Raw genomic sequence first — 18,751 nt, 5'->3', positions numbered from 1 at the left:
CGACCGTGCGCTCCTTTGAGCACTACGCCCTGAACGACCCCGGACGGGTCGCGCTCGTCGCCGACGGTCGCACGACCATGACCTTCGGAGAAGTTGCGGCGTCGACGAACCGGATCGTGAACTTCTTGGCAGAGCAGCCCTGCCTCGGCGAGGGGAGCAGTGTGGCGGTGCTGATGCCGGACGGTCCTGAACAGATCGTCGCCCAGCGCGCGGTTCTCCAGCGGCCGCTCTATCTGACTCCATTGAACCGTCATCTCACACGCAGCGAGATCGCTTACGTCATAGCGGATTCGGATGCGAGAATCCTGCTGACGACCGCTGAGTTCATGGACCTCGCCGCCGCCGGTGTTGCAGATGCTGGGACCGACTGCGTCGTCATCGACGTCGGCGATCTTACTGGCGACGGTGCGAACGGTTGGTTCCACGACGAGTCGACCGAGGTGACGGCAACGACGGCGGCGGGCTCGCGAATGTTCTACACCTCGGGGACTACGGGACGCCCCAAGGGGGTACGCCGCGCCCTCCGTGGTGTCACCCCGCAGGAGGCCGCTCAGCTCGCGGTCGCACGCGGCGACACGTACGGCGTCGACGTCGAGAATGGCGTGTTCCTCAGTACCGCACCCATGTATCACACCGCTGGCTCGGTGTTCGTCGACCAGGCGTTGGCTCTCGGGCACGCCGTGGTCGTCGCACCGAAATGGGACCCGCGCATCTGCCTCGACCTGATCGGTCGGCACGCCGTCACCTGGACCTACCTCGTCCCGATGATGATGTCGGATCTGTTGGCCCTCGATGTCGCGGACCGCAGCCGGTACGACACCCGGTCGCTCCGCCGCATCGTGCACACCGCGGCGCCGTGCCCGCCCGTGGTGAAGCGGGGGATCATCGAGTGGCTCGGACCCGTGGTCACCGAGATCTATGGCGGCACAGAGGGGACCGCGACGTTCATCACCAGCGAGGAGTGGCTTGAGCATCCTGGAAGTGTCGGGCGGGCTGGCCAGGCGACAGAGCTGTCCGTCCGGGACGAGCACGGAAATCCTCTCTCAGCGGGAGAAGTGGGACTGATCTACTTCCGCTCGACCTTGCCCACATTCCTATCACGGCGACGCGGACAAGACGGAAAGGTCCCGGTTGAACGGGACGATCACGCTGGGGGACCTCGGATACCTGGACGAGGCTGGCTACCTGTACGTGACCGGGCGCGACGCCGACCTGACCATCTCGGGCGGGGTGAACATCTATCCCGCCGAAGTCGAGCACGCACTACTCGAAGTTCCAGGAGTGATCGACGCGTGTGTAGTGGGGCGCAAGGACGAACGGTGGGGCGAGAGTGTCCATGCCGTTGTAGTGGGTTCCGACCCCGTTGACGTTGAAGTCCTGGAAGTTGCCCTGCGCGAGCGCCTTGCGGGCTACAAGGTCCCGCGGTCCTGGGAAGTGCGGGACGCAGTGCCGCGGTCCGAGGCGGGCAAGTTGCTGCGCCGAGTTGTGCGGGCGGAGGTGAACGGAGATCGGTAGCGGGCTAACGTTCTCGGTATGGAGCTATCCCAGCTGAGGTACTTCCTGGCTGTGTGCGACAGCGGCAGCGCACTCGGTGCGTCCGCCCGGCTCGGCGTGCGACAGTCGAGTGTCTCCACTGCGATCCGTGCACTCGAACGCGATCTGAACGCAACCCTGTTCCATCGTGTGGGCAGGGGGATGATTCCCACTCCGGCAGGTCACGCCCTGGCCGGTCCGGCACGCCGGATCATGCGCGAGTGCGACCAGTCGACCGAAGTGGCGGCCGGTCCGACCCGGCGGGTTGCCGGCGGACTTGAAGTCGCTGCGCTGTCTACCGCGGTCAGTGGTCCGTTCGCCACTCTTGTTGCGTCGTGGCTCGCCGACACCCCCGATGCCGTTCTGCATGTCCACGACCTCGCCCGGGAGGATGACGTCGTGGACGCCCTGTCCTCAGGGTCGGTCGAAATCGTCTGCACCCGACTACCGCTCGCTACGTCGCTCGAGAACGCCTACCGCGTGATCTCCCTCGGCAGGGGCGACCTGCACGTGGCCGTCCCCCCGACGTCGACCGCACCGCCCGACCGGGTCCTCAACTTCCAGGATCTCGCCGCCATGCCGATGGTCCTGGTCCCGCCTGGTCGCCGGTCCGAGTTTGAACGCACGACCGCCCGACGACCCCTCCCCGTCGCGGCAGTCGTGGAGCAGCGAGAAGCGCGCACGGCATTCATGCTGGCGGGAATCGGCAGCACACTGGTAGGCGGGAGCCTGGTTGGTGAGGTCCGGGAGCGGGGCGCCCACGTCCGGCGGCTGGAGCCTCGGTTCCGGCAGGAACTGGGTCTGGTGTTCGCCGCCGACCAGCTCAGCCCGGTCGCGAGGTCATTCGTTGATGCTGCCGTCGAGTACGTCAGCCGCCGCTCGTAATGCCTCGCCGGCGGGAGAAAGGATGCCCCGCCGCCAGATCAGCGCGGGGGTGCGCCACATCGGCGGATCAAGCGGACGCAGAATGGTGTTCGGGAGGATCCTCTCGGCACTGAACTTCCCGATCAAGGCGGATGCCGTCCCGGCGGTGACCAGTTCCCAGAGCAGCTGGCGATGCGCCGTCCGGATTCGGGTCGATACAGCAGCGTCGGCGAGAAGCGCACCAAGTTCCGTGGACCTGTCCGCATCTGTTGTCGGCACTCCGACGCCGTGTGAATGCACCTCGTCCCGCCGGACGGGCCCGATGTCGCCAATGTCCTTCCCTGCGAGCACGATCTCCTCCCGGGGAAGGGCGCGCACCCCCCATTTCGGGTCCTCGACGGGAAGGTCGACGACTCCGATTTCAGCCGCGTTGCGGGTGAGTCGCTCCATCACCTCGGGTCCAGTCCCGCCGTCGAGCACATGCACTTCCAGACCGGGGTACCTGTGGCGCAGCGCTGCGACAATCGGCGTCAGGGGATAGACCGACAGCGTGGACGCCGTCGCGACTACGACCCGTCCGACCGTGAGGTCGGAGACCTGACGGACGCGCTCGCGGGCCCTGTCCGCCTCTCCGAGCACCCGCCGGGCGACCCCTGCCAGCTCGAGTCCGGCGTCCGTCGGCTTCGCAAATCGCCCTGACCTGTCGAGCAAGTGCACACCGAGCTCCGATTCGAGCAGCCGAATCGTCTGGGACAGCGAGGGTTGGCTGACGTAGAGCGCTGCTGCGCCCCGGCTCACCCCCTGGTGGTCGACGACCGCGAGAAAGTACCGAAGCGCACGCAGATCCATGGAACGGATGCTAGACGTACATAGGCTCTGTCGATAGCTTCTCTCGGAACTACCTTCTTGTGCCGACCTCGCGGTGCGACGACAGTGAAAGTCACCAGCAAACGCATCCACGGAGGAGCCATGACAGAACGTCACGTCAGTGTCGAGACCAAGGGCAGCACCGGCATCGTCTATCTCGACCGTCCCGATCGCCGCAACTCGTACACCCCGGTGATGGCGAATCAACTACAACAGGCGCTCGTCGAACTTGACAGCGACCAAGCGGTGTCCGTGATCGTCGTGACCGGTCGCGGGGAACACTTCGGCGTCGGTGCGGACCTCGGCCTGGACTGGCGCGACGTCGACGCGCACGCCGTAGAATCACTGACCCGACCGGACCAGGCACCGTGGCGGCTGCAGACGCCGATCATCGCGGCGATCAACGGCGACGCAATCGGAGTGAGCCTGACATGGGCGATGCAGGCCGACATTCGGGTCGTGGCATCCACGGCGCGGTTGGCCTTCTCGTTCAACCGGGTCGGCATCATCCCCGATCGCGGATCGATGTGGCTGTTGCCGCGCCTTGCCGGCTTCGGCGTCGCGATGGACCTGCTGCTGACCGGCCGCACCATCGACGGCCGGGAGTTCACGACGCTGGGCCTCGCCACACACTGCGTTGCCAGCGAGGACGTCCTCGTGACCGCGATCGACCTCGCCGCCGACATGGCCGAGCGGTGCGCGCCGGCGTCGATGACCGTCACCAAGCAGCTGATGTACGAGTTCCTCGAGACCACCGACCGGTTGCACGCCTACAACCGGGAGCGTCGGACCCTCAACTGGGTGCGCACGCTTGGCGAGACGTTGCGGGGGATCGCGGCATTCAAGGAGAAGCGAGCGCCGGAGTGGCAGACCACGAAGCACACGACCATCCCGGCGGAACTGCGATGAGTGCTCCCGCCACGTCGGAGGACCGGACCGCGACCGCAGTACCCGACCTCACCCCGCTGCTGCGCCCAGAGTCGATCGCGGTGCTCGGCGGAACGTCGAAGCCGACCGGACTCGGCAGCCGCACCCTCGCCCACCTGCGTGCGGCTGAGTATCCCGGCACTGTCGTCGTGCCCGCCCGCGGCGAGCCGCTGGACCGGGACGTCGACGTCGCAGTCATCGCGGTCCCCGCGGCCGCGGTGCACGACGTGCTCGACTCGGTCGACGGTCGGACCAAGTTCGCGGTGATCTTCAGTTCGGGGTTCGAGGAGGTCGGCGGCGAGGCGCTGCGTACCTCGCGCGGAACGGTCCTGATCGGACCGAACACGGTTGGGCTCTACCACGCCCAGTCCCGTGCAACGCTTACCTTCGCACAGGCCTTCGACTCGCTAGTCGACTGCCGGCACGGCAGCGGGGCGTTCCTTGTGTCGCAGAGCGGCGCATTTGGAGCCCGAGTGGTCAGTGCCGCAGCCCGTTTCGGGCTTCATCTCGACGGTTTCATCGGTTCGGGCAACGAGGCTCACCTCGACGCCTGCACACTCGCGCGTGGAGCTCTCGCGGTGGCTCAGCCGAAGGTCCTTATGCTCTACCTGGAGGGGCTGCGCGACGCAGTCACGCTGGAGGCGCTCCTGGCCGACGCGCGAAACGCCGGTGTGCCCGTTGTGTGTCTTCTCGGCGGCCTCTCCGATGCTGGGGCAAACGCCGCCGCGTCACACACCGCCGCGGTCAGTGCCGACGCGGCGGTGGTCGACGAACTGTTCCGCGCTTACGGTGCGACCCTGGTCAGGTCCGACCGCGACCTCATCCTGTCGGCGCTCGCGTACTCCGTGTTGGGGACGGCACGGGGACGCCGCGTCGGAATCGTGACGGGATCGGGTGGCGCGGGCGTGGTGGCGTCGGACCTGCTGAGCACGGCGGGCGTGACGCTTCCTGCGCTGTCCGCGCCCACCCGGTCCGCGCTGGCCGCGCTGCTGCCCGCGATCGCGACGACGGGAAACCCGGTCGATGTCACCGCTCAGACCGTCGGTGACGACGTTCTGCTCGGAAAGGTATGTGATGAGCTCCGCAACAGCGGTGAGGTGGATGCGATTCTCGTTGTGGGCAGGGAGGACCAGGCCCGCTCGATCGGTGCGGTCGCCGGAGCTGCGGTACCCACCGTCCTTGCCTGCCTCGATCGCGAGCCTGCGAATGTGCGCCCGCTGATCGAGGCAGGTGAGATGGTGCTGCCGGATCTGGACTCCGCCTGCAAGGCGGTGGCCGCGGTGACGCGGTTCGCTGGGCCGCGGAACTCGGCAGTACCGCGAAGGGAACCGACTCCCGGGCCGTGGCAGCGCCTCGACGGCACGCCCTCGGCCGCGGAAAGCCTCTCGCTCGTCGAGGACGCAGGCGTGGAGACGGCGGACTGGCAGCTGGCACGCAGCGTCGGGCAGGTCGCGGAGATCGGTGAGACGCTCGGTTGGCCGGTGGTGCTCAAGGCGGACAGTGCCGCCGAGGTGCACAAGGCTCGCGCCGGCGGGGTGAAGCTCGACGTTGACCGGGCGCGCGCAGGCACGGCGGCGGAGGAGCTTTTCGCCTCGGGAGCGGGTGGCGTCATCGTCGCGAAGCAGCTGCGGAGCTCGATGGAGCTGTTCGTCGGAGTCCGCCGTGACCCGCAATGGGGTCTGGTCGTTTCAGCGGGGCTCGGCGGCGCGAACATCGAACTCCTCAACCGCACGGTCGCCCTTCCCGCCTTCCTCGGGGAGGAGCATCTGGCGGCGCGGCTCGAGGAGGAGATCTTCTTGCGAGTACCGGGACGGTACTCCGACACCGGTCCAGCTCTGGCGCGAGCCGCCACCCGCCTGGTTCGACTGGCCGCGGCCACCGGAGCCGCCCTGGTCGAATGCAACCCGCTGGGATGGGTCGACAGTCGACTCGTCGCTCTCGACGCACGGGTCGTGCTGTGAGCGCCGCGGACGAGCTGCGTGCGACGCTGGCTCGGATCCTCCCTCCATCGTGGACCGCGTTGGTCGCCGGGGACGACCGCGAAGGGTTGGATGAGATGATCGCCGCGACCGACCCCGCCGAGGTGTCCGAGCTCGTGCGCATGGTCGCCCGGGACGGATGGTTGGTGCCAGAGTGGCCCTGCGAGCTGGGAGGCCGCGCCCTCGGCGCCGACGAAACCGTGGACGTGCGAAGAGAACTCGCGAGGTGGCGGGTTGGCACTGTTGAAAGTGCCATCGGCACCGGCTGGGTGGGTCCGGCGATCCTGAAGTACGCGAGCAGTGACGTCGCGGAGGAGTTGCTTCCCCCGATCGCCCGAAACGAGGCACTCTGGTGTCAGCTATTCTCCGAGCCGGACGCTGGCTCCGACCTCGCCGCGGTACGAACCCGCGCCACCCGCGACGGTGACGTCTGGACGGTGACGGGTCGCAAGATATGGACGAGCCGTGCGGACAGGGCGGGATGGGGGCTGGCGGTCGCACGCACCGACGCGAGCGTTCCCAAGCATGCCGGCCTGACCTGCTTCCTGGTGGACATGAGGTCCGCCGGCGTGAGTTTTCGACCGATTCGTCAGATGACCGGGGATGCAGAGTTCTTCGAGGTGAACCTCGGCGATGTTCGGATCCCGGATCGCTATCGACTCGGTGAGGCCGGGCAGGGCTGGGAAGTGGTGCGCGCCGTGCTGGCGCTCGAACGGGTAGCCGGATCCGGCGCCGGCGCTGCGACACCCGGGTCAATGGTCGGCCGACCGATCGAGGAACTGGTCAGCAACTACCTGCCCACCGCGTCGGAGCTGGAAGCGGACAGGATCGCCCGGCTGTGGGTGGAGTCCCGCGCGATCGCCTTCAACAATCGGCGGCACGCGTTGCACCGGACGGAGAACCTGCCACCCGTCGCCAACGGCACGCCGTACAACAAGGTCATGCAGGCCGAGCACACCAAGCGCTTGCAGCGGGCGTTCCTGGACTTCGGTGAACTCGGTCTGCTCGCCCACGCACCGGACGCCCGGGGTGCCGCCTACGACGTCTGGGCCTACCTGCGGGTACAACCCAAGACGGTGGCCGGAGGAACCTCCGAGGTGCTGCGGGATCAGATCGCGGAGCGCGGGCTCGGGATGCCTCGCGGTACCGACCCGAGCCGGACTCAGTCCTGGCGTTCCTTCATCGACTCTTCAGGAGCAAGCGCATGAGGCTTCCATCGACAGAACAGCGTGACTTCGTTACCAGCGTCGAAGCGATCGCGGAGAAGCACGACCCGCTCAGCGCCCTGCGCGCGGGCGATCCCGGACCGCGGGTTCTCGACGAGATGCTGTGGCGTCGTCTTGTCGACGTCGGTGTCCTCGAGCCACTACAGGACGGCGACGTCCAGACCACCTGCCTGGTCGCGGAGGCGTTGGGGAGGTATGCGACTCCCGTGCCCTACCTGGCCCGCACCGTGTCCCGGTATGCGCTGTCCGTGCTCGAACAGACCGGGGTCAGCGAGGCCTACACGTTCGGGTTCCTCGGTGCCGACGGCGGGTTCACCGCGGCTCCGCTGGAGATGCGCGACGCGCGGGTCAGCGGAACGCTGCCATTCGTGCCCGACGCCGACGTGTCGTCGGAGGTGGTGGCGCTCGCCGTCGACGACGGGGAGACACGCGCCGTCGTGATGGACGTCGCCGACGCTGACGTGAATGCACTGGTCTGCCTCGACGGAACGCAGCCGATGAGTTCGGTCCAGTTCGACGCTGCACCGGCCCGAGTGCTCGCATCGCGGGATGCAGCACTGGCCGAGGGGCTCGAGCGGGTCCGGCACGTCGGGACCGCGATTCACTGTGCATCGCTGGTCGGTGCGATGTCGTGGCTGCTGGACACGACCGTCGACTATGCGGGCCAGCGGGTTCAGTTCGGTCAGCCGATCGCGTCGCGGCAGGCGGTCAAGCACGCCTGCGCCGACATGCTCGCCAGGACCGAGTCCAGCCGGGCGATGGTCCTCGAGCTGGCGGGTGTCCTGCAGGAGGGCTCGTCGAGTGCGGTGTCGACGGAGTTGCTCGTCTCGACGGTGAAGTCGTTCGTCTCGGAGGCGGCCGACGAGTGTGCGTCGCGCGCTTTTCAGCTGCACGGCGGCATCGGCTTCACCTGGGAACACGACCTTCATCACTACTTCAAGCGGTGCACGGTGGGGTCGACGCTGTTCGGCACACCGGCCGCTCACCGGACGGTAGTAGCCCGGTGCCTGCGCGGCGAGTTGACTCCGCTCAACTGAATTGACTTCAGCTTGACGGAATCCTGCTACGATACGCCTGGTATCGAGCTGGAAACTGAAGGTGGGGTGGGTCGTGGCAGAAGGCGCGATAGCCAGGACGCTTCGTGTCCTCGAAGTCGTCTGCGCGAAGGGTCCGCAGTCGTTGAAGGCGCTCAGTGACGATTTGGATCTCGCGCCGCCGACGCTGCTTCGAATCCTGCGGCTGATGGCAGAGGAAGGTTACGTCACCCAGCTGCCGGACCGGACCTGGCGTGGCACGATGCTCGTCTGGAGCCTGGGCTGCGCCGTCAACGCGACGGTGGGGGTGTCGACGCTGTCCCAGGAGCACACCGACACCTTGACGACGGAACTGGACGAGACGTCCGTGTACGCGGTGTACGAGCAGGGTGCGGTGACCTACGCCGCGCACTCCGAACCCGCCAAGCCGGTCCGGGCCAACGTGCGGCTCGGCCGGCGTCACGGACTGCTGTCGACCACCACCGGCCACGCCGTCCTCGCGTGGCTCGACGACGCGCGACTCGAGGCGGCGGTTGCCGAGCAGCCACAGTCCGCAGACCCGCTCGACTTCGATGAGGCATCCCGGCTGATGGCGCGGATCCGCGCCGACGGCTACGTCAGCGGGTCCGGCGTCAAGTGGCCGGACCTTTGGGCCGCCGCGGCTCCGGTGTTCGACGCCTCGGGCCAGGTCGTCGGCGCCCTCGGCGTGTCGATCCCGGCCGCCCGTGCGGACGAGGCCCAAGACCGGGCTATCGAGGCCGTCGTGCGCGAGGCGGACGCAATGACGCGGCGATTGGGTGGATCGGTGTCGCACAGGACCACGCTCGAAGCCTGACCACCAACCGAACTGGCCCCGATCTCTCACGGAGATCGGGGCCGGTTCGGTTTGGTCGGTTCGCGTGGAGCGTGTCAGCGGTCGACGAGGTTCAAGGTGCGGGCAACGATACCCTTCATCACCTCGGAGGTACCCCCATAGATCCGCGCGACCCGCGCGTCTGCGTACATGCGACAGATGTCCTGTTCCCACGTGTAGCCGTACCCGCCATGGAGTTGCAGGCAGGCGTCGACCACCGCGCCGTGGAGCTCCGTGCAGAAGAGTTTGACCTTCGCCGCCTCCGCCGGGTCGAGCCGTCCCCGTTCATGCCGGCCCATCGCGCGATCGACCAGGGCTTGACCGGCACTGACCCTGGTCGCGAGATCGGCGAGCACGAACTTCGTGTTCTGGAAGGTGCCGAGCGTGGTACCGAACACCTTGCGATCCCGCACATACTCGCAGGTGACGGCGAGCGCGGCGAGAGCCTGGGCCTGCGAGTTGACCGCGATGGACAGGCGCTCCTGCGCGAGATGCGACGACAAGTAGGTGAATGCACGGCCGGGCTCGCCCAGGATGTTGTCCGCTGGCACGACGACGTCGTCGAAGAACAGTTCGGTGGTGTCCTGCGCCTTGAGCCCGAGCTTCTCCAGCGGCGCACCGCGGGAGAAGCCGGGCGTCGAGGCTTCGACGACGGCCAGGGTGAGCCCGTGCCGACGGTTCTCCGCCGCCTCGGACCTGGCCACCACGATCACCAGGTCGGACTGCGCACCACCGGTGATGAACGTCTTCGAGCCGTTGAGTACCCAGTCCGAACCGCGACGATCGAGGCTCGTTCGGATACCGGCCAGATCAGAGCCGGCGCCAGGCTCGGTCATGGCGATCGAGGTCATCAGCTCACCGTTGGCCATGCCCGGCAGCCAGCGCTGCCGTTGATCGCTCGTGGCCAGGCTGAGCACATACGGTGTGACGACGTCGGTGTGGACCCGCAGCGAACCCATGGTGGAGCGTTCGTACGCGACCTGCTCGGTGACGACGCAGTTGAACAGGAACCCGTCCTGACCGCCGCCACCGAACTCCTCCGGAATCTGCAGGCCCACGATGCCCAGTTCGCCCGCGGCCCGGTAGACGTCCCGATCGATCATCCCGGCCTTCTCGAACTCGCCGATCCGAGGCGTCACCGTCTGCCGCAGGAAGGCGGCGACGCTCTCGGCGAAGTCGGAGTGTTCATCCTGGTAGACGTCGCGCTCCACGATGTCGACGCGCATCGCGCTCACCGCCGCCGCTGGCTGCCGCTCACGCCGAGGACCTGCGCGCCGAGCACGTTGCGCATCACCTCGGCAGTGCCGCCCCCGATCGCGAGACCACGACCGTCACGGAAGTAGCGTTCGACGGGCCACCGCCGCGAGTAGCCGCGTGCCCCGTGGATCTGGATCGCCTCGTTGGTCACCCGCTGGACCATCTCGCTGCTGTGCAGCTTGGCCATCAGCGTCGCGGTCTGATCGGGGAAGCCATCGGTCCCGGTGCGCGCCGCCCGCCACAACAGCACCCGGGCGACGTGGACGTCCATCGCCATGTCCGCGATCTTCCACTGCAGCCCCTGGAACGTCGCCAGCGGCCGTCCAAACTGCTCGCGCGCGTTGAGATGACCCACGCTGGCGTCGAGCGCCGCCTGAGCGAGCCCGGTGCACATCGCTGCATTGCCGCAGCGCTCGGGATTGAACTGGTTGACCAGAACCCCGGTGCCCTCCTTCGAGTCGATCCGAGGCCAGATCAGCACGTTCTCCGGCTCGATGCGGACGTTGTCGAAGTGCACCAGACACTCACCGACCCCGCGAATTCCCATCTTCGGGTCGACGACGAAGTCGCTCATCCCCTCGGGGCGACCCTGGACAATCACCGCACCGATGCCGAAGGGGCCTTCGCTGCCGGCAATGCGACAGAACACGATGATCGTGTGGGCCTCACGGCCACCGGTGATCCAACACTTGGTGCCGGTGAGACGAAACCCGTCTCCCTCCGGGGTGAGCGTTGTGCGCAGGTCGGTGCCGGCGGTGCCCGCAGCCGGTTCGCTCATCGCGATCGCGAAATGGTTGGTCCCGTCCGCCACGCCCGGCAGTAGCCGCTGACGCAGATCGTCCGTGCCGAGAACGTTCACCGCCCGCCACGGACCGTTCAGGAACGGCTGTACCGCCATGGCAGTCGACAGGCAGGCCCGGGCGAGTTCCTCGACGACGATGCATCCCTCGAGTAGCCCTTCTCCCTGCCCACCGAACTCCTTCGGAACCGTCAGGCCGATCAGGCCGGTCTCGAGCACTGCTTCGAACGTCTCCCGCGGGAACGTCTCCGACTCGTCCCACAGGTGCGCGCGGGGTCGGAGTTCGGTGACCGCGACCTCGCGGGCGATCTCCCGAATCTCACGCTGGCGCGGAGTGAGCTCGGCCCATGCTCCGTCCCAGGTGATCTCGGGATCGAGCTGCGCTGGCTCCCACACGTCACGCTGGTAGTCGAACATCAGATCTTCCGTGGACTGCACGGCGTCGAGAGTCATCGTTAATGGCCTTTCGGAACATGTGGTTGAAATGTGGGCACAGTCAGTCGTGCTTCCCGGCGCGCTGGTCGAATCCACGGCCGAGTAGTTCGGAGACCACGCGGATCCGCTGCATGTTGGGCGTGCCTCCCGCCAGCGCCCAGCCATGCGCATCACGGTGCATCCGCTCGAGCCCGTACTCCTCGGAGTACCCGTTGGCGCCGTGCAGGGTCATCGCCATGTCGGTGACGCGCTTGGCCATCTCGTTGGCCGCGCACTTCGCCAACGACACTTCGAGAGTGCTGGGCCGACCCGCGTCCAGTCCCGCAACCGCCCGGTCTCGCAGCAGCCGCGCCGACTCCACCTGCAGCGCCATGTCGGCGAGAGTGAGCTGGACCGACTGGAACTCGACGATGGGGCGACCGAACTGGAGGCGCTCCTGGACGTACGCGATGCTCTTGTCGAGCGCGGCCTGGCCGAGCGCGAGGCTCATGGTCGTGTTGCCGAGGCGCTCGATCGAGAAGTTACTGAACAGGGTGCGGAAGCCGTCCGGAGGGGACACGACAAGATTCTCGATCGGGACCTCGACGTTGTCGAGAATGACGTCCGCTGATGGGATTCCTCGGAATCCCATCAGACGTTCACGTTTGCCGAACGACACCCCTGGTCGATCGGATTCGACGATGACCGCTCCGATCCCGCGTGAGCCAGGGGCCTCGCCCATGCGGGCGTACACGAGGTAGCGGTCCGCCTCTCCGCCGTTCGAGATCCATCGCTTCAGACCGCGGACCACGACGGTGTCGCCCTGAACCTCGGCCCGGGTCACCATGTCTGTGGCGGCCGAACCGGCGTCCGGCTCGGAGATTCCGACCGCCATGGTGTTCTCGCCACTGATGATCCCTGGCAGGAACCGCTGCAGTTGTTCCTTCGTGCCGATTCGGGAAAGATGCTGGGCAGGACCGACATTGGCTTCGAATACCTGAAATGCTGCTGGCGGATAGACCTTCGCGAGTTCCTCGACCACCGTGAGCGCCTGCGTGAAGCTGCCACCGGCGCCGCCGTACTCCTCGGGAAGGGCGATGCCGAGCCAGCCGAGCTGCGCCAGGTAACGTCGCTCGTCCGTTGAGATGGTCTCGCGGTCGCGATCCCATTGCTCGACGAACGGCGCATAACGCTCCTGCGCGACTTGTCTCACGACTGAACGCAGTTCGTCCAACTCCTCCGCGCCGGACGGCTGACTCGGGACAGTGACGGTACTCATTGGGATCCTTCAGTAGTTTCTGTGCGGGTGGTGTCGTCGCCGTATGGCGCCGCACCGTTGTGGCTGGGTGGCTAGCGCTGCTGGCCGTACTCGCCGTCGGCCCAACGCACCATCCGTCCGCCGGTGAATCCGATCAACGCGCTGAACAGGACTCCGACGATCGAGATGGTGACGATGCCGACGTACATGCGGTCGGGGATGAACATCTGCCACGAGTGCCACGTGTAGTAGCCCAGGCCCTCCTGAGCGTTGACGAACTCGACTCCGATGACGAGAAGCATCGAGATGCCAGAGGCTAGTTTGAGGCTGGAGACAATCTGCGGCATACAGGCGGGGATGATCATCCACCTGAACTGCTGCGGCCTCGACAGCCCGTACGACCGGGCAACCTCGTGATAGGCCGTTGGGATCATCATCGCAGCGGACAGCGTTGTGAATGCAACGATGTAAAACGTACCCAGGCCGATGAACACTAGCTTGGGAAGTTCGCCAAGGCCGAAAATCAGCAGGAAGACCGGGAGCAGAGCGAGTTTGGGGATCACGTAAAGCCCGCGCAGCAATGGCTCCAGCATCCACCGGATCGTCCGGGACTGACTAAGAGCGAGGCCGACCACGACACCGGAGACGGAACCGACTACGTAGCCGGTGAGTAGTCGGACCAGGGTGATGCGGAGTTCCTCCCACAGTAGGCCCGACGAGATGTCCTCTGCTGCCTTGGCTGCGACCGCGCTCGGCTGACTGAAGAATCGAGGGTCGATCCAGCCGGCGCGGGCCGACAACTCCCAGATGACCAGTGCGCCCACCGGAATGAGGAGACCAAGGAAGACCCGAATCACGAGGTCGCGGCGAGCCTGCTCGTTGGTGGGTCTGCGCTTTGCCTCAGGACGCCGCACGACCCAGTTGGCTTTGCTGGTCCCTCGTGTTTGTTCAGTGTCGAGACTCATCATGCACCTCCGGCGGCGACTGAGACGTCACCGCGCAGTCGGGACCACAGGTCCTCTTCCATACGGACGAACTCGCGGTCCTGTCGGAGTTCGGGTTTGCGTGGGTGCTCGAACGGCACGTCGATGAGCTCCCGAATGTGCCCCGGGCGTGCGGACATCAGCGCGATACGATCCGACATGAGGAGCGCCTCGTCCAGGTTGTGTGTCACGAAGAACACGGTGTACTGGTGCTCACGGACGATGGAGAGCAATTCCTCCTGCAGTACCTTGCGCAACTGCGCGTCGAGCGCCGCGAAAGGCTCGTCCATGAGCAGGATCTCGGGCTCGACCACGAAGGCTCGAGCGAGCGCCACCCGCTGCTTCATCCCGCCCGAGAGGTTGCCGGGGTAGGCCTTCTCGAACCCGGTCAGCCCGACTCGGTCCACCCACTTCTGGACCCGGCGGTCGGCCTCTGCGCGGTCGACTCCCGCGGCGTCCAATCCGAGACGGACGTTGTCTTCGACGTTGCGCCAGGGGAAGATGCTGTACTCCTGGAACACGGGTGCGACAAGCGGACGCGATTGATCGTCCTGCTGGAGCCGAACCTGACCCGTCGTCGGCTTCTGGAGACCAGCGATGACTCGAAGCAATGTCGATTTGCCGCACCCTGATGGGCCGACGACGGACACGAATTCGCCTCGGCGCACCGCCAGGTCCACGCCTTCGAGTGCGACGACTTCTGCTCGACCGCGGGGTTGGTACCGATACTCGACGTTTTCGACACTGATCTTGTCATCCACCTCACGTTCGGGTGGGATCCCGGGGTTCCCAGGCGGACGGGTGGAGCCCGTCTGTAGTTCGGACACTTTCGCTCCAATTCGACTCACCGAAATTCACTTCTGCTGAAGTGAATAATCTCGTGATCTGGGGAGTATGTCAAGGGTCACAATGGCCTGACAGAAGGCTGGCTCGCGTTGAGCAGACTCACGGGGTTCGTCAGAAGGTCGTCGCCAGATGGCGCAGAAGGATGGGAATCTCGCTGGTATGAACTCGCCGTTCGGCGATCGGAGCTATGGGGGCGGGCCCGCCGTCGAGCGAATCGGTCGGTGCCGGGCAAGCCTGCTGGACGTCGCACTCACGGATACGGCGGAGCCCCGTTGACGGTCGGCGAACAGTGGCCGAGATCTGCACCGAACTGTCCGAACAGGAGAAGGAGAGCGACCGGGAGCACGTTCGCAAATATCGACCCACCATCATCGATGCGCTCACACGGTGAGGCCCGCTGACCGCGTGGTTTGTGCCGACTAGCTGTACTGCCCAGGCAGGTTGGTTGAGGGAATGCAACGACACGTGATAGCCGGTCGTTGAACCACGATGGTCTCCCGTCGTGAAGTGGAGCAAGAACGGGAGACCTCCGTGGTTCACCGCCCCGAAGGACCGCCTGCCCGTGCGCATTCGCTCACTGCAGGTCGATCCAGACGTGGTCGACGACTGTCGATCCGGTCGGGTACTGCGCTGCACCTCGCGGTATGCCATGGCTCCTGGAAGCCTCCACCCCGGAGAACCGTTGTGGCATCTCCTCTGCGACCGCACTCATGTATTGCTGGTTCGGTCATGACCGTTCTCGACACTGCGATCCCGCGCCACTGACGACAGGCAGATCGAGGGAATCCGGTCACACCGCGGAAGTAGCCGTTTTGCGGCCGTCTGAGGGGGACGACCGCTCGCATCAGGTGCCCCGGCCTGCGCTCACAGGCCGGGGCACCAGATTTGCAGAGGGACAAGGAGCATATCGGTCGTCGGATTGGTGATTGTGTACGCAGAAGGGTCGAGTTGAGGACGGCGCACGAGCAAACACTTCCTCCGAAATCTATGTACTCCAACGCTTGGCATCGGCGCGTGCGATCGACAGAGGTTCCTCGTCGGAGTGCCCGGCCGCAATCCATTCGACGGCGCTGCGGTCGGCGAGTCCGGACTGAGGAGCCAGGAGCCAAGCCGTACACGTCCACGAATCAGCGCGCGAATGCAGAGTCCTCCACAGTGCGACTAAACCTGGGCGAACCGAGCGTTCGTTCGTGAACTGCCGAATGGGGTACACCCATCTGGCAGTTGTCGAGGCGGAGGATGTTCGGCTTGAGTGGCTGAGGCTGTGGGCGACACCGGCGTAGGCCGGTGGGGAATTCCCCTTCGCTCGGTAGCATTGATTGGGGTTGTCCGCGTTTCGAGGTGGTAGGCGGTAAATGGCCAGGCGCCGGTAGCGGACGGCTACCTGCGCGGTGACCTTGACTTTGAGGATGCCCTGCCGGAGGTGACTGGGGTCGACCAAAGTCGCGGGGACCTTGTGGAGGTCCTGCGTAGCCTTCGCACGTCGTGCGTGAAGGCAACTGTGATGCCTGCCTGCGACGCGCAGAGTCTCGCCGATGCCGGTTTTGCCGCCGATTTGCCTTCCATACTGTCGGCTCGGCTGGATCGCGGCATCCGGATGGCGAGTTTGGTCGCGTCCTCTTTGTCGGTTGATTCTGCAGCTGACCGGCTCGACGTCAGCCCGGCACGGGTTCGGCAGTGGATCGACGAGTGCCGTCTGTGGGTGTTCGGCTTGGGCGGTGATCGTCTGCTGCCCTCTGCGCAGTTCACCGTGACCGGTGTCGTCCCGAACCTGGAGAAGGTCATGCCCCAGATGTCGAAGGGCCTGCACCCGCTGACGGTGCAGGCCCTGCTCACCCGTCCGCAGCCGTCGCTGACTGACGGAGGGCGGCCGATGTCGATCACGGCGTGGTTGACTGCATGTATTGGCACCGATTCTGAGATCAAGCAGGTCCGTGACATCATCGCGGCTGCCGAGTGGGAATCGAGCTAGACCCCGCGGTAGTCCATGGAAAACCTTTTGTCTCAACTTTATTCGATAGATCATGGTCGATCTTGTGTCGCGCCAGCGAGTGGGATGCAACCTTCAGCGTCATACGGCTTGCAGTCGGTTTGTTCCCAGGTCTTCCGATGCACTCCCGATCTGCACTACGGGGAAGCATCGCGCTGGCAGGTGACATTCGCGAGTACCTGATACGTCGAATTGCGGGCACCCAACTTGCGGCCAGGGAGTGCCCGTCGCGGTTCAATGCAGTCGGATCGTTGAAAGCCACTGTTGCCCAGGAGCGCTGCTATCGCGGAGCCTGAGGCTCCATGTGCGGCTAGTTGGTTGGCGAAGGTTTCGCGGAGGGCGAGGGTCGCGACTCCTCGGGGTATTTGAGCATCAATTCCGGCGCGTTTGTAGGCGGTGGTGACGGTCCATCTGAGTCCATTTCGGGTGAGTGGTTTGCCTCTGTGTCCCAGGAACAGGGGAGCGGTGGGGAGCGAGCTGCAGTGCAGTGCTCCCGCTTGTTTCGTCGGTCGTCGGGAATCGTGATGCTCGTTCGGCCAGGTACGCGGCGAGGATTACGGTCAGCGGTGACTCGATGGGGAGGGTTCTGGCGGGCCTGCGGCTGTCGTGGGCCACGACGATCGCCTGGTGACGTGCGGTGCCGACGAGGTCTCCGATTTGTGCCGCGCACATTTCTGAGGGGCGTAGCCCAGTAGTGCCCCATAGAGTGGTGTAACTCGGTGGCCGAGATCGTCTGCGATTCCGTGTTGTGCACGGGTGTAGAGCGGCCACCGTGTGATCCTTCGAGTCAACCTTCTACCGAATCCTCGAACGGAGTCATCACGATGACCGCACCTCATATTGTCGACCCTGCAGGCCTGCTTGGCCAAGCCCTCGCCGACGCGTCGCCGGATCTGATGCGCGAGCTACTGCAGACCATGATCAACGCATTGCTCTCCGCCGATGCCGACGCCGTGTGCGGCGCCGAGTGGAACGCCCGCTCGGAACAGCGCACCAACCACCGCAACGGCTACCGCCACCGGCCCCTGGATACCCGGGTCGGCACCGTCGACGTCGCCGTCCCGAAGCTGCGCTCGGGCAGCTACTTCCCCGAGTGGCTGCTCGAGCGCCGCAAGCGAGCCGAGTCCGCGCTGATCACCGTCGTAGCCGACTGCTATCTGGCCGGGGTGTCTACCCGCCGGATGGACAAGCTGGTCAAGACCCTGGGTATCGACTCGCTGTCCAAGTCGCAGGTCTCACGCATGGCCCAGGACCTGGACGAGCAGGTCGCCGCGTTCCGGCACCGCCGCCTGGACGAGGCCGGGCCGTTCACCTTCGTCACCGCCGATGCGTTGACGATCAAGGTCCGCGAGAACAAGCAGGTCGTCAAGGCTTCCGTGCTGCTGGCCACCGGCGTCAACGGCGACGGCCACCGCGAGGTGCTGGGCATACAGGTCGCCACCAGTGAGACCACGGCCTCGTGGAACACCTTCTTCGCCGACCTGGTTGCCCGCGGCCTGGGCGGGGTGCGGCTGGTGACCTCCGATGCCCACGCCGGGCTCATCGAGGCGATCGCGGCGAACCTGCCCGGCGCCGCGTGGCAACGCTGCCGCACCCACTACTCGGCGAACCTCATGGCCGTGTGCCCCAAGTCCATGTGGCCGGCCGTGAAGGCGATGCTGCACAGCGTCTACGACCAGCCCACCGCGGAGGCGGTCAACGCGCAATTCGACCGGCTGCTGGAGTACGCCGAGCACCGGCTGCCCGAGGTCGCCGACCACCTCGGCGACGCCCGCGAAGACCTGCTCGCCTTCACCGCATTTCCCGACGACGTGTGGCGACAGATCTGGTCCAACAACCCCATATCGGTTAACCGGCCCTCCCACGACACGATCACGGTTGCAGCGTGAGGTCCTGAGCCGACGACCGGTTGAGGCGCATG

At 66.1% G+C, this 18,751-nt stretch carries 15 protein-coding genes and 1 pseudogene; 10 read left to right on the top strand and 6 right to left on the bottom strand.

The features are described 5' to 3' along the window. The first annotated feature begins 5 nt into the window (after positions 1-5). From NVV99_RS22300 to NVV99_RS22295, 3 genes are read left to right on the top strand one after another with little or no spacing between them, the layout of a single operon-like run. On the top strand, positions 6-1,367 hold the full coding sequence (locus NVV99_RS22300) for an AMP-binding protein (RefSeq protein WP_082899721.1): 1,362 nt from the start codon (positions 6-8) through the stop codon (positions 1,365-1,367). Then, entirely contained in the window at positions 1,282-1,515 is a 234-nt protein-coding gene (locus NVV99_RS27280) for a hypothetical protein (protein ID WP_169833865.1), read from the top strand. Before NVV99_RS22300 ends, NVV99_RS27280 begins: the two co-directional genes overlap by 86 nt. Positions 1,516-1,533: 18 nt before the next feature. Next, on the top strand, positions 1,534-2,418 hold the full coding sequence (locus tag NVV99_RS22295) for a LysR family transcriptional regulator (RefSeq protein WP_064256977.1): 885 nt from the start codon (positions 1,534-1,536) through the stop codon (positions 2,416-2,418). Here NVV99_RS22295 and NVV99_RS22290 read toward each other — a convergent pair. Continuing rightward, a complete protein-coding gene (locus NVV99_RS22290) occupies positions 2,374-3,246 on the bottom strand; it encodes a LysR family transcriptional regulator (RefSeq protein ID WP_064256976.1) in 873 nt (290 codons plus the stop codon). The genes NVV99_RS22295 and NVV99_RS22290 overlap by 45 nt on opposite strands. Positions 3,247-3,366: 120 nt before the next feature. On the opposite strand from NVV99_RS22290, the gene NVV99_RS22285 reads away from it, so the two are divergent. From NVV99_RS22285 to NVV99_RS22265, 5 genes are all read left to right on the top strand, one after another. Next, complete coding sequence (locus NVV99_RS22285; protein WP_064257014.1) at positions 3,367-4,173, top strand: enoyl-CoA hydratase/isomerase family protein; 807 nt, start codon at positions 3,367-3,369, stop codon at positions 4,171-4,173. Beyond that, positions 4,170-6,152, top strand: coding sequence for an acetate--CoA ligase family protein (locus tag NVV99_RS22280; RefSeq protein ID WP_064256975.1), 1,983 nt, complete (start codon positions 4,170-4,172; stop codon positions 6,150-6,152). Before NVV99_RS22285 ends, NVV99_RS22280 begins: the two co-directional genes overlap by 4 nt. Then, positions 6,149-7,378: an acyl-CoA dehydrogenase family protein gene (locus NVV99_RS22275; protein WP_064256974.1), complete on the top strand. Its 1,230-nt coding sequence runs from the start codon at positions 6,149-6,151 to the stop codon at positions 7,376-7,378. Before NVV99_RS22280 ends, NVV99_RS22275 begins: the two co-directional genes overlap by 4 nt. Beyond that, complete coding sequence (locus tag NVV99_RS22270; protein WP_064256973.1) at positions 7,375-8,433, top strand: acyl-CoA dehydrogenase family protein; 1,059 nt, start codon at positions 7,375-7,377, stop codon at positions 8,431-8,433. Before NVV99_RS22275 ends, NVV99_RS22270 begins: the two co-directional genes overlap by 4 nt. 61 nt (positions 8,434-8,494) lie before the next feature. After that, positions 8,495-9,265 (top strand): IclR family transcriptional regulator, encoded by a 771-nt coding sequence (locus NVV99_RS22265; RefSeq protein ID WP_064256972.1) that lies wholly within the window; start codon positions 8,495-8,497, stop codon positions 9,263-9,265. A gap of 74 nt (positions 9,266-9,339) precedes the next feature. Here NVV99_RS22265 and NVV99_RS22260 read toward each other — a convergent pair whose 3' ends face one another. From NVV99_RS22260 to NVV99_RS22240, 5 genes are all read right to left on the bottom strand, one after another. Next, a complete protein-coding gene (locus tag NVV99_RS22260) occupies positions 9,340-10,494 on the bottom strand; it encodes an acyl-CoA dehydrogenase family protein (protein ID WP_064257013.1) in 1,155 nt (384 codons plus the stop codon). Positions 10,495-10,514: 20 nt separating this feature from the next. After that, positions 10,515-11,792, bottom strand: a complete 1,278-nt coding sequence (locus tag NVV99_RS22255) for an acyl-CoA dehydrogenase family protein (RefSeq protein WP_197481880.1) — start codon at positions 11,790-11,792, stop codon at positions 10,515-10,517. A gap of 43 nt (positions 11,793-11,835) precedes the next feature. Beyond that, positions 11,836-13,032 (bottom strand): acyl-CoA dehydrogenase family protein, encoded by a 1,197-nt coding sequence (locus NVV99_RS22250; RefSeq protein ID WP_064256971.1) that lies wholly within the window; start codon positions 13,030-13,032, stop codon positions 11,836-11,838. A 71-nt stretch (positions 13,033-13,103) separates the two neighbouring features. Next, positions 13,104-13,979, bottom strand: a complete 876-nt coding sequence (locus tag NVV99_RS22245) for an ABC transporter permease (RefSeq protein ID WP_082899762.1) — start codon at positions 13,977-13,979, stop codon at positions 13,104-13,106. Then, positions 13,976-14,674, bottom strand: a complete 699-nt coding sequence (locus tag NVV99_RS22240) for an ABC transporter ATP-binding protein (RefSeq protein ID WP_260783036.1) — start codon at positions 14,672-14,674, stop codon at positions 13,976-13,978. Before NVV99_RS22240 ends, NVV99_RS22245 begins: the two co-directional genes overlap by 4 nt. Before the next feature lie 1,655 nt (positions 14,675-16,329). On the opposite strand from NVV99_RS22240, the gene NVV99_RS22235 reads away from it, so the two are divergent. Together NVV99_RS22235 and NVV99_RS22230 are read left to right on the top strand one after the other, a co-directional pair. Next, the gene (locus tag NVV99_RS22235; protein ID WP_231912074.1) at positions 16,330-16,812 is read left to right on the top strand and encodes a helix-turn-helix domain-containing protein; all 483 of its coding nucleotides are present in this window, start codon (positions 16,330-16,332) and stop codon (positions 16,810-16,812) included. Positions 16,813-17,654: 842 nt separating this feature from the next. Further along, a pseudogene (locus NVV99_RS22230) lies at positions 17,655-18,686 on the top strand (IS256 family transposase); the annotation flags it as partial. Between the last annotated feature and the right edge of the window lie 65 nt (positions 18,687-18,751).

The sequence above is a fragment of the Rhodococcus sp. PAE-6 genome, from assembly GCF_025290685.1.
GTDB classification, from domain to species: domain Bacteria; phylum Actinomycetota; class Actinomycetes; order Mycobacteriales; family Mycobacteriaceae; genus Rhodococcus; species Rhodococcus pyridinivorans.
Note: the sequence above shows the minus strand (reverse complement) of the source record. Positions and strands in the feature narration are given on the sequence as shown.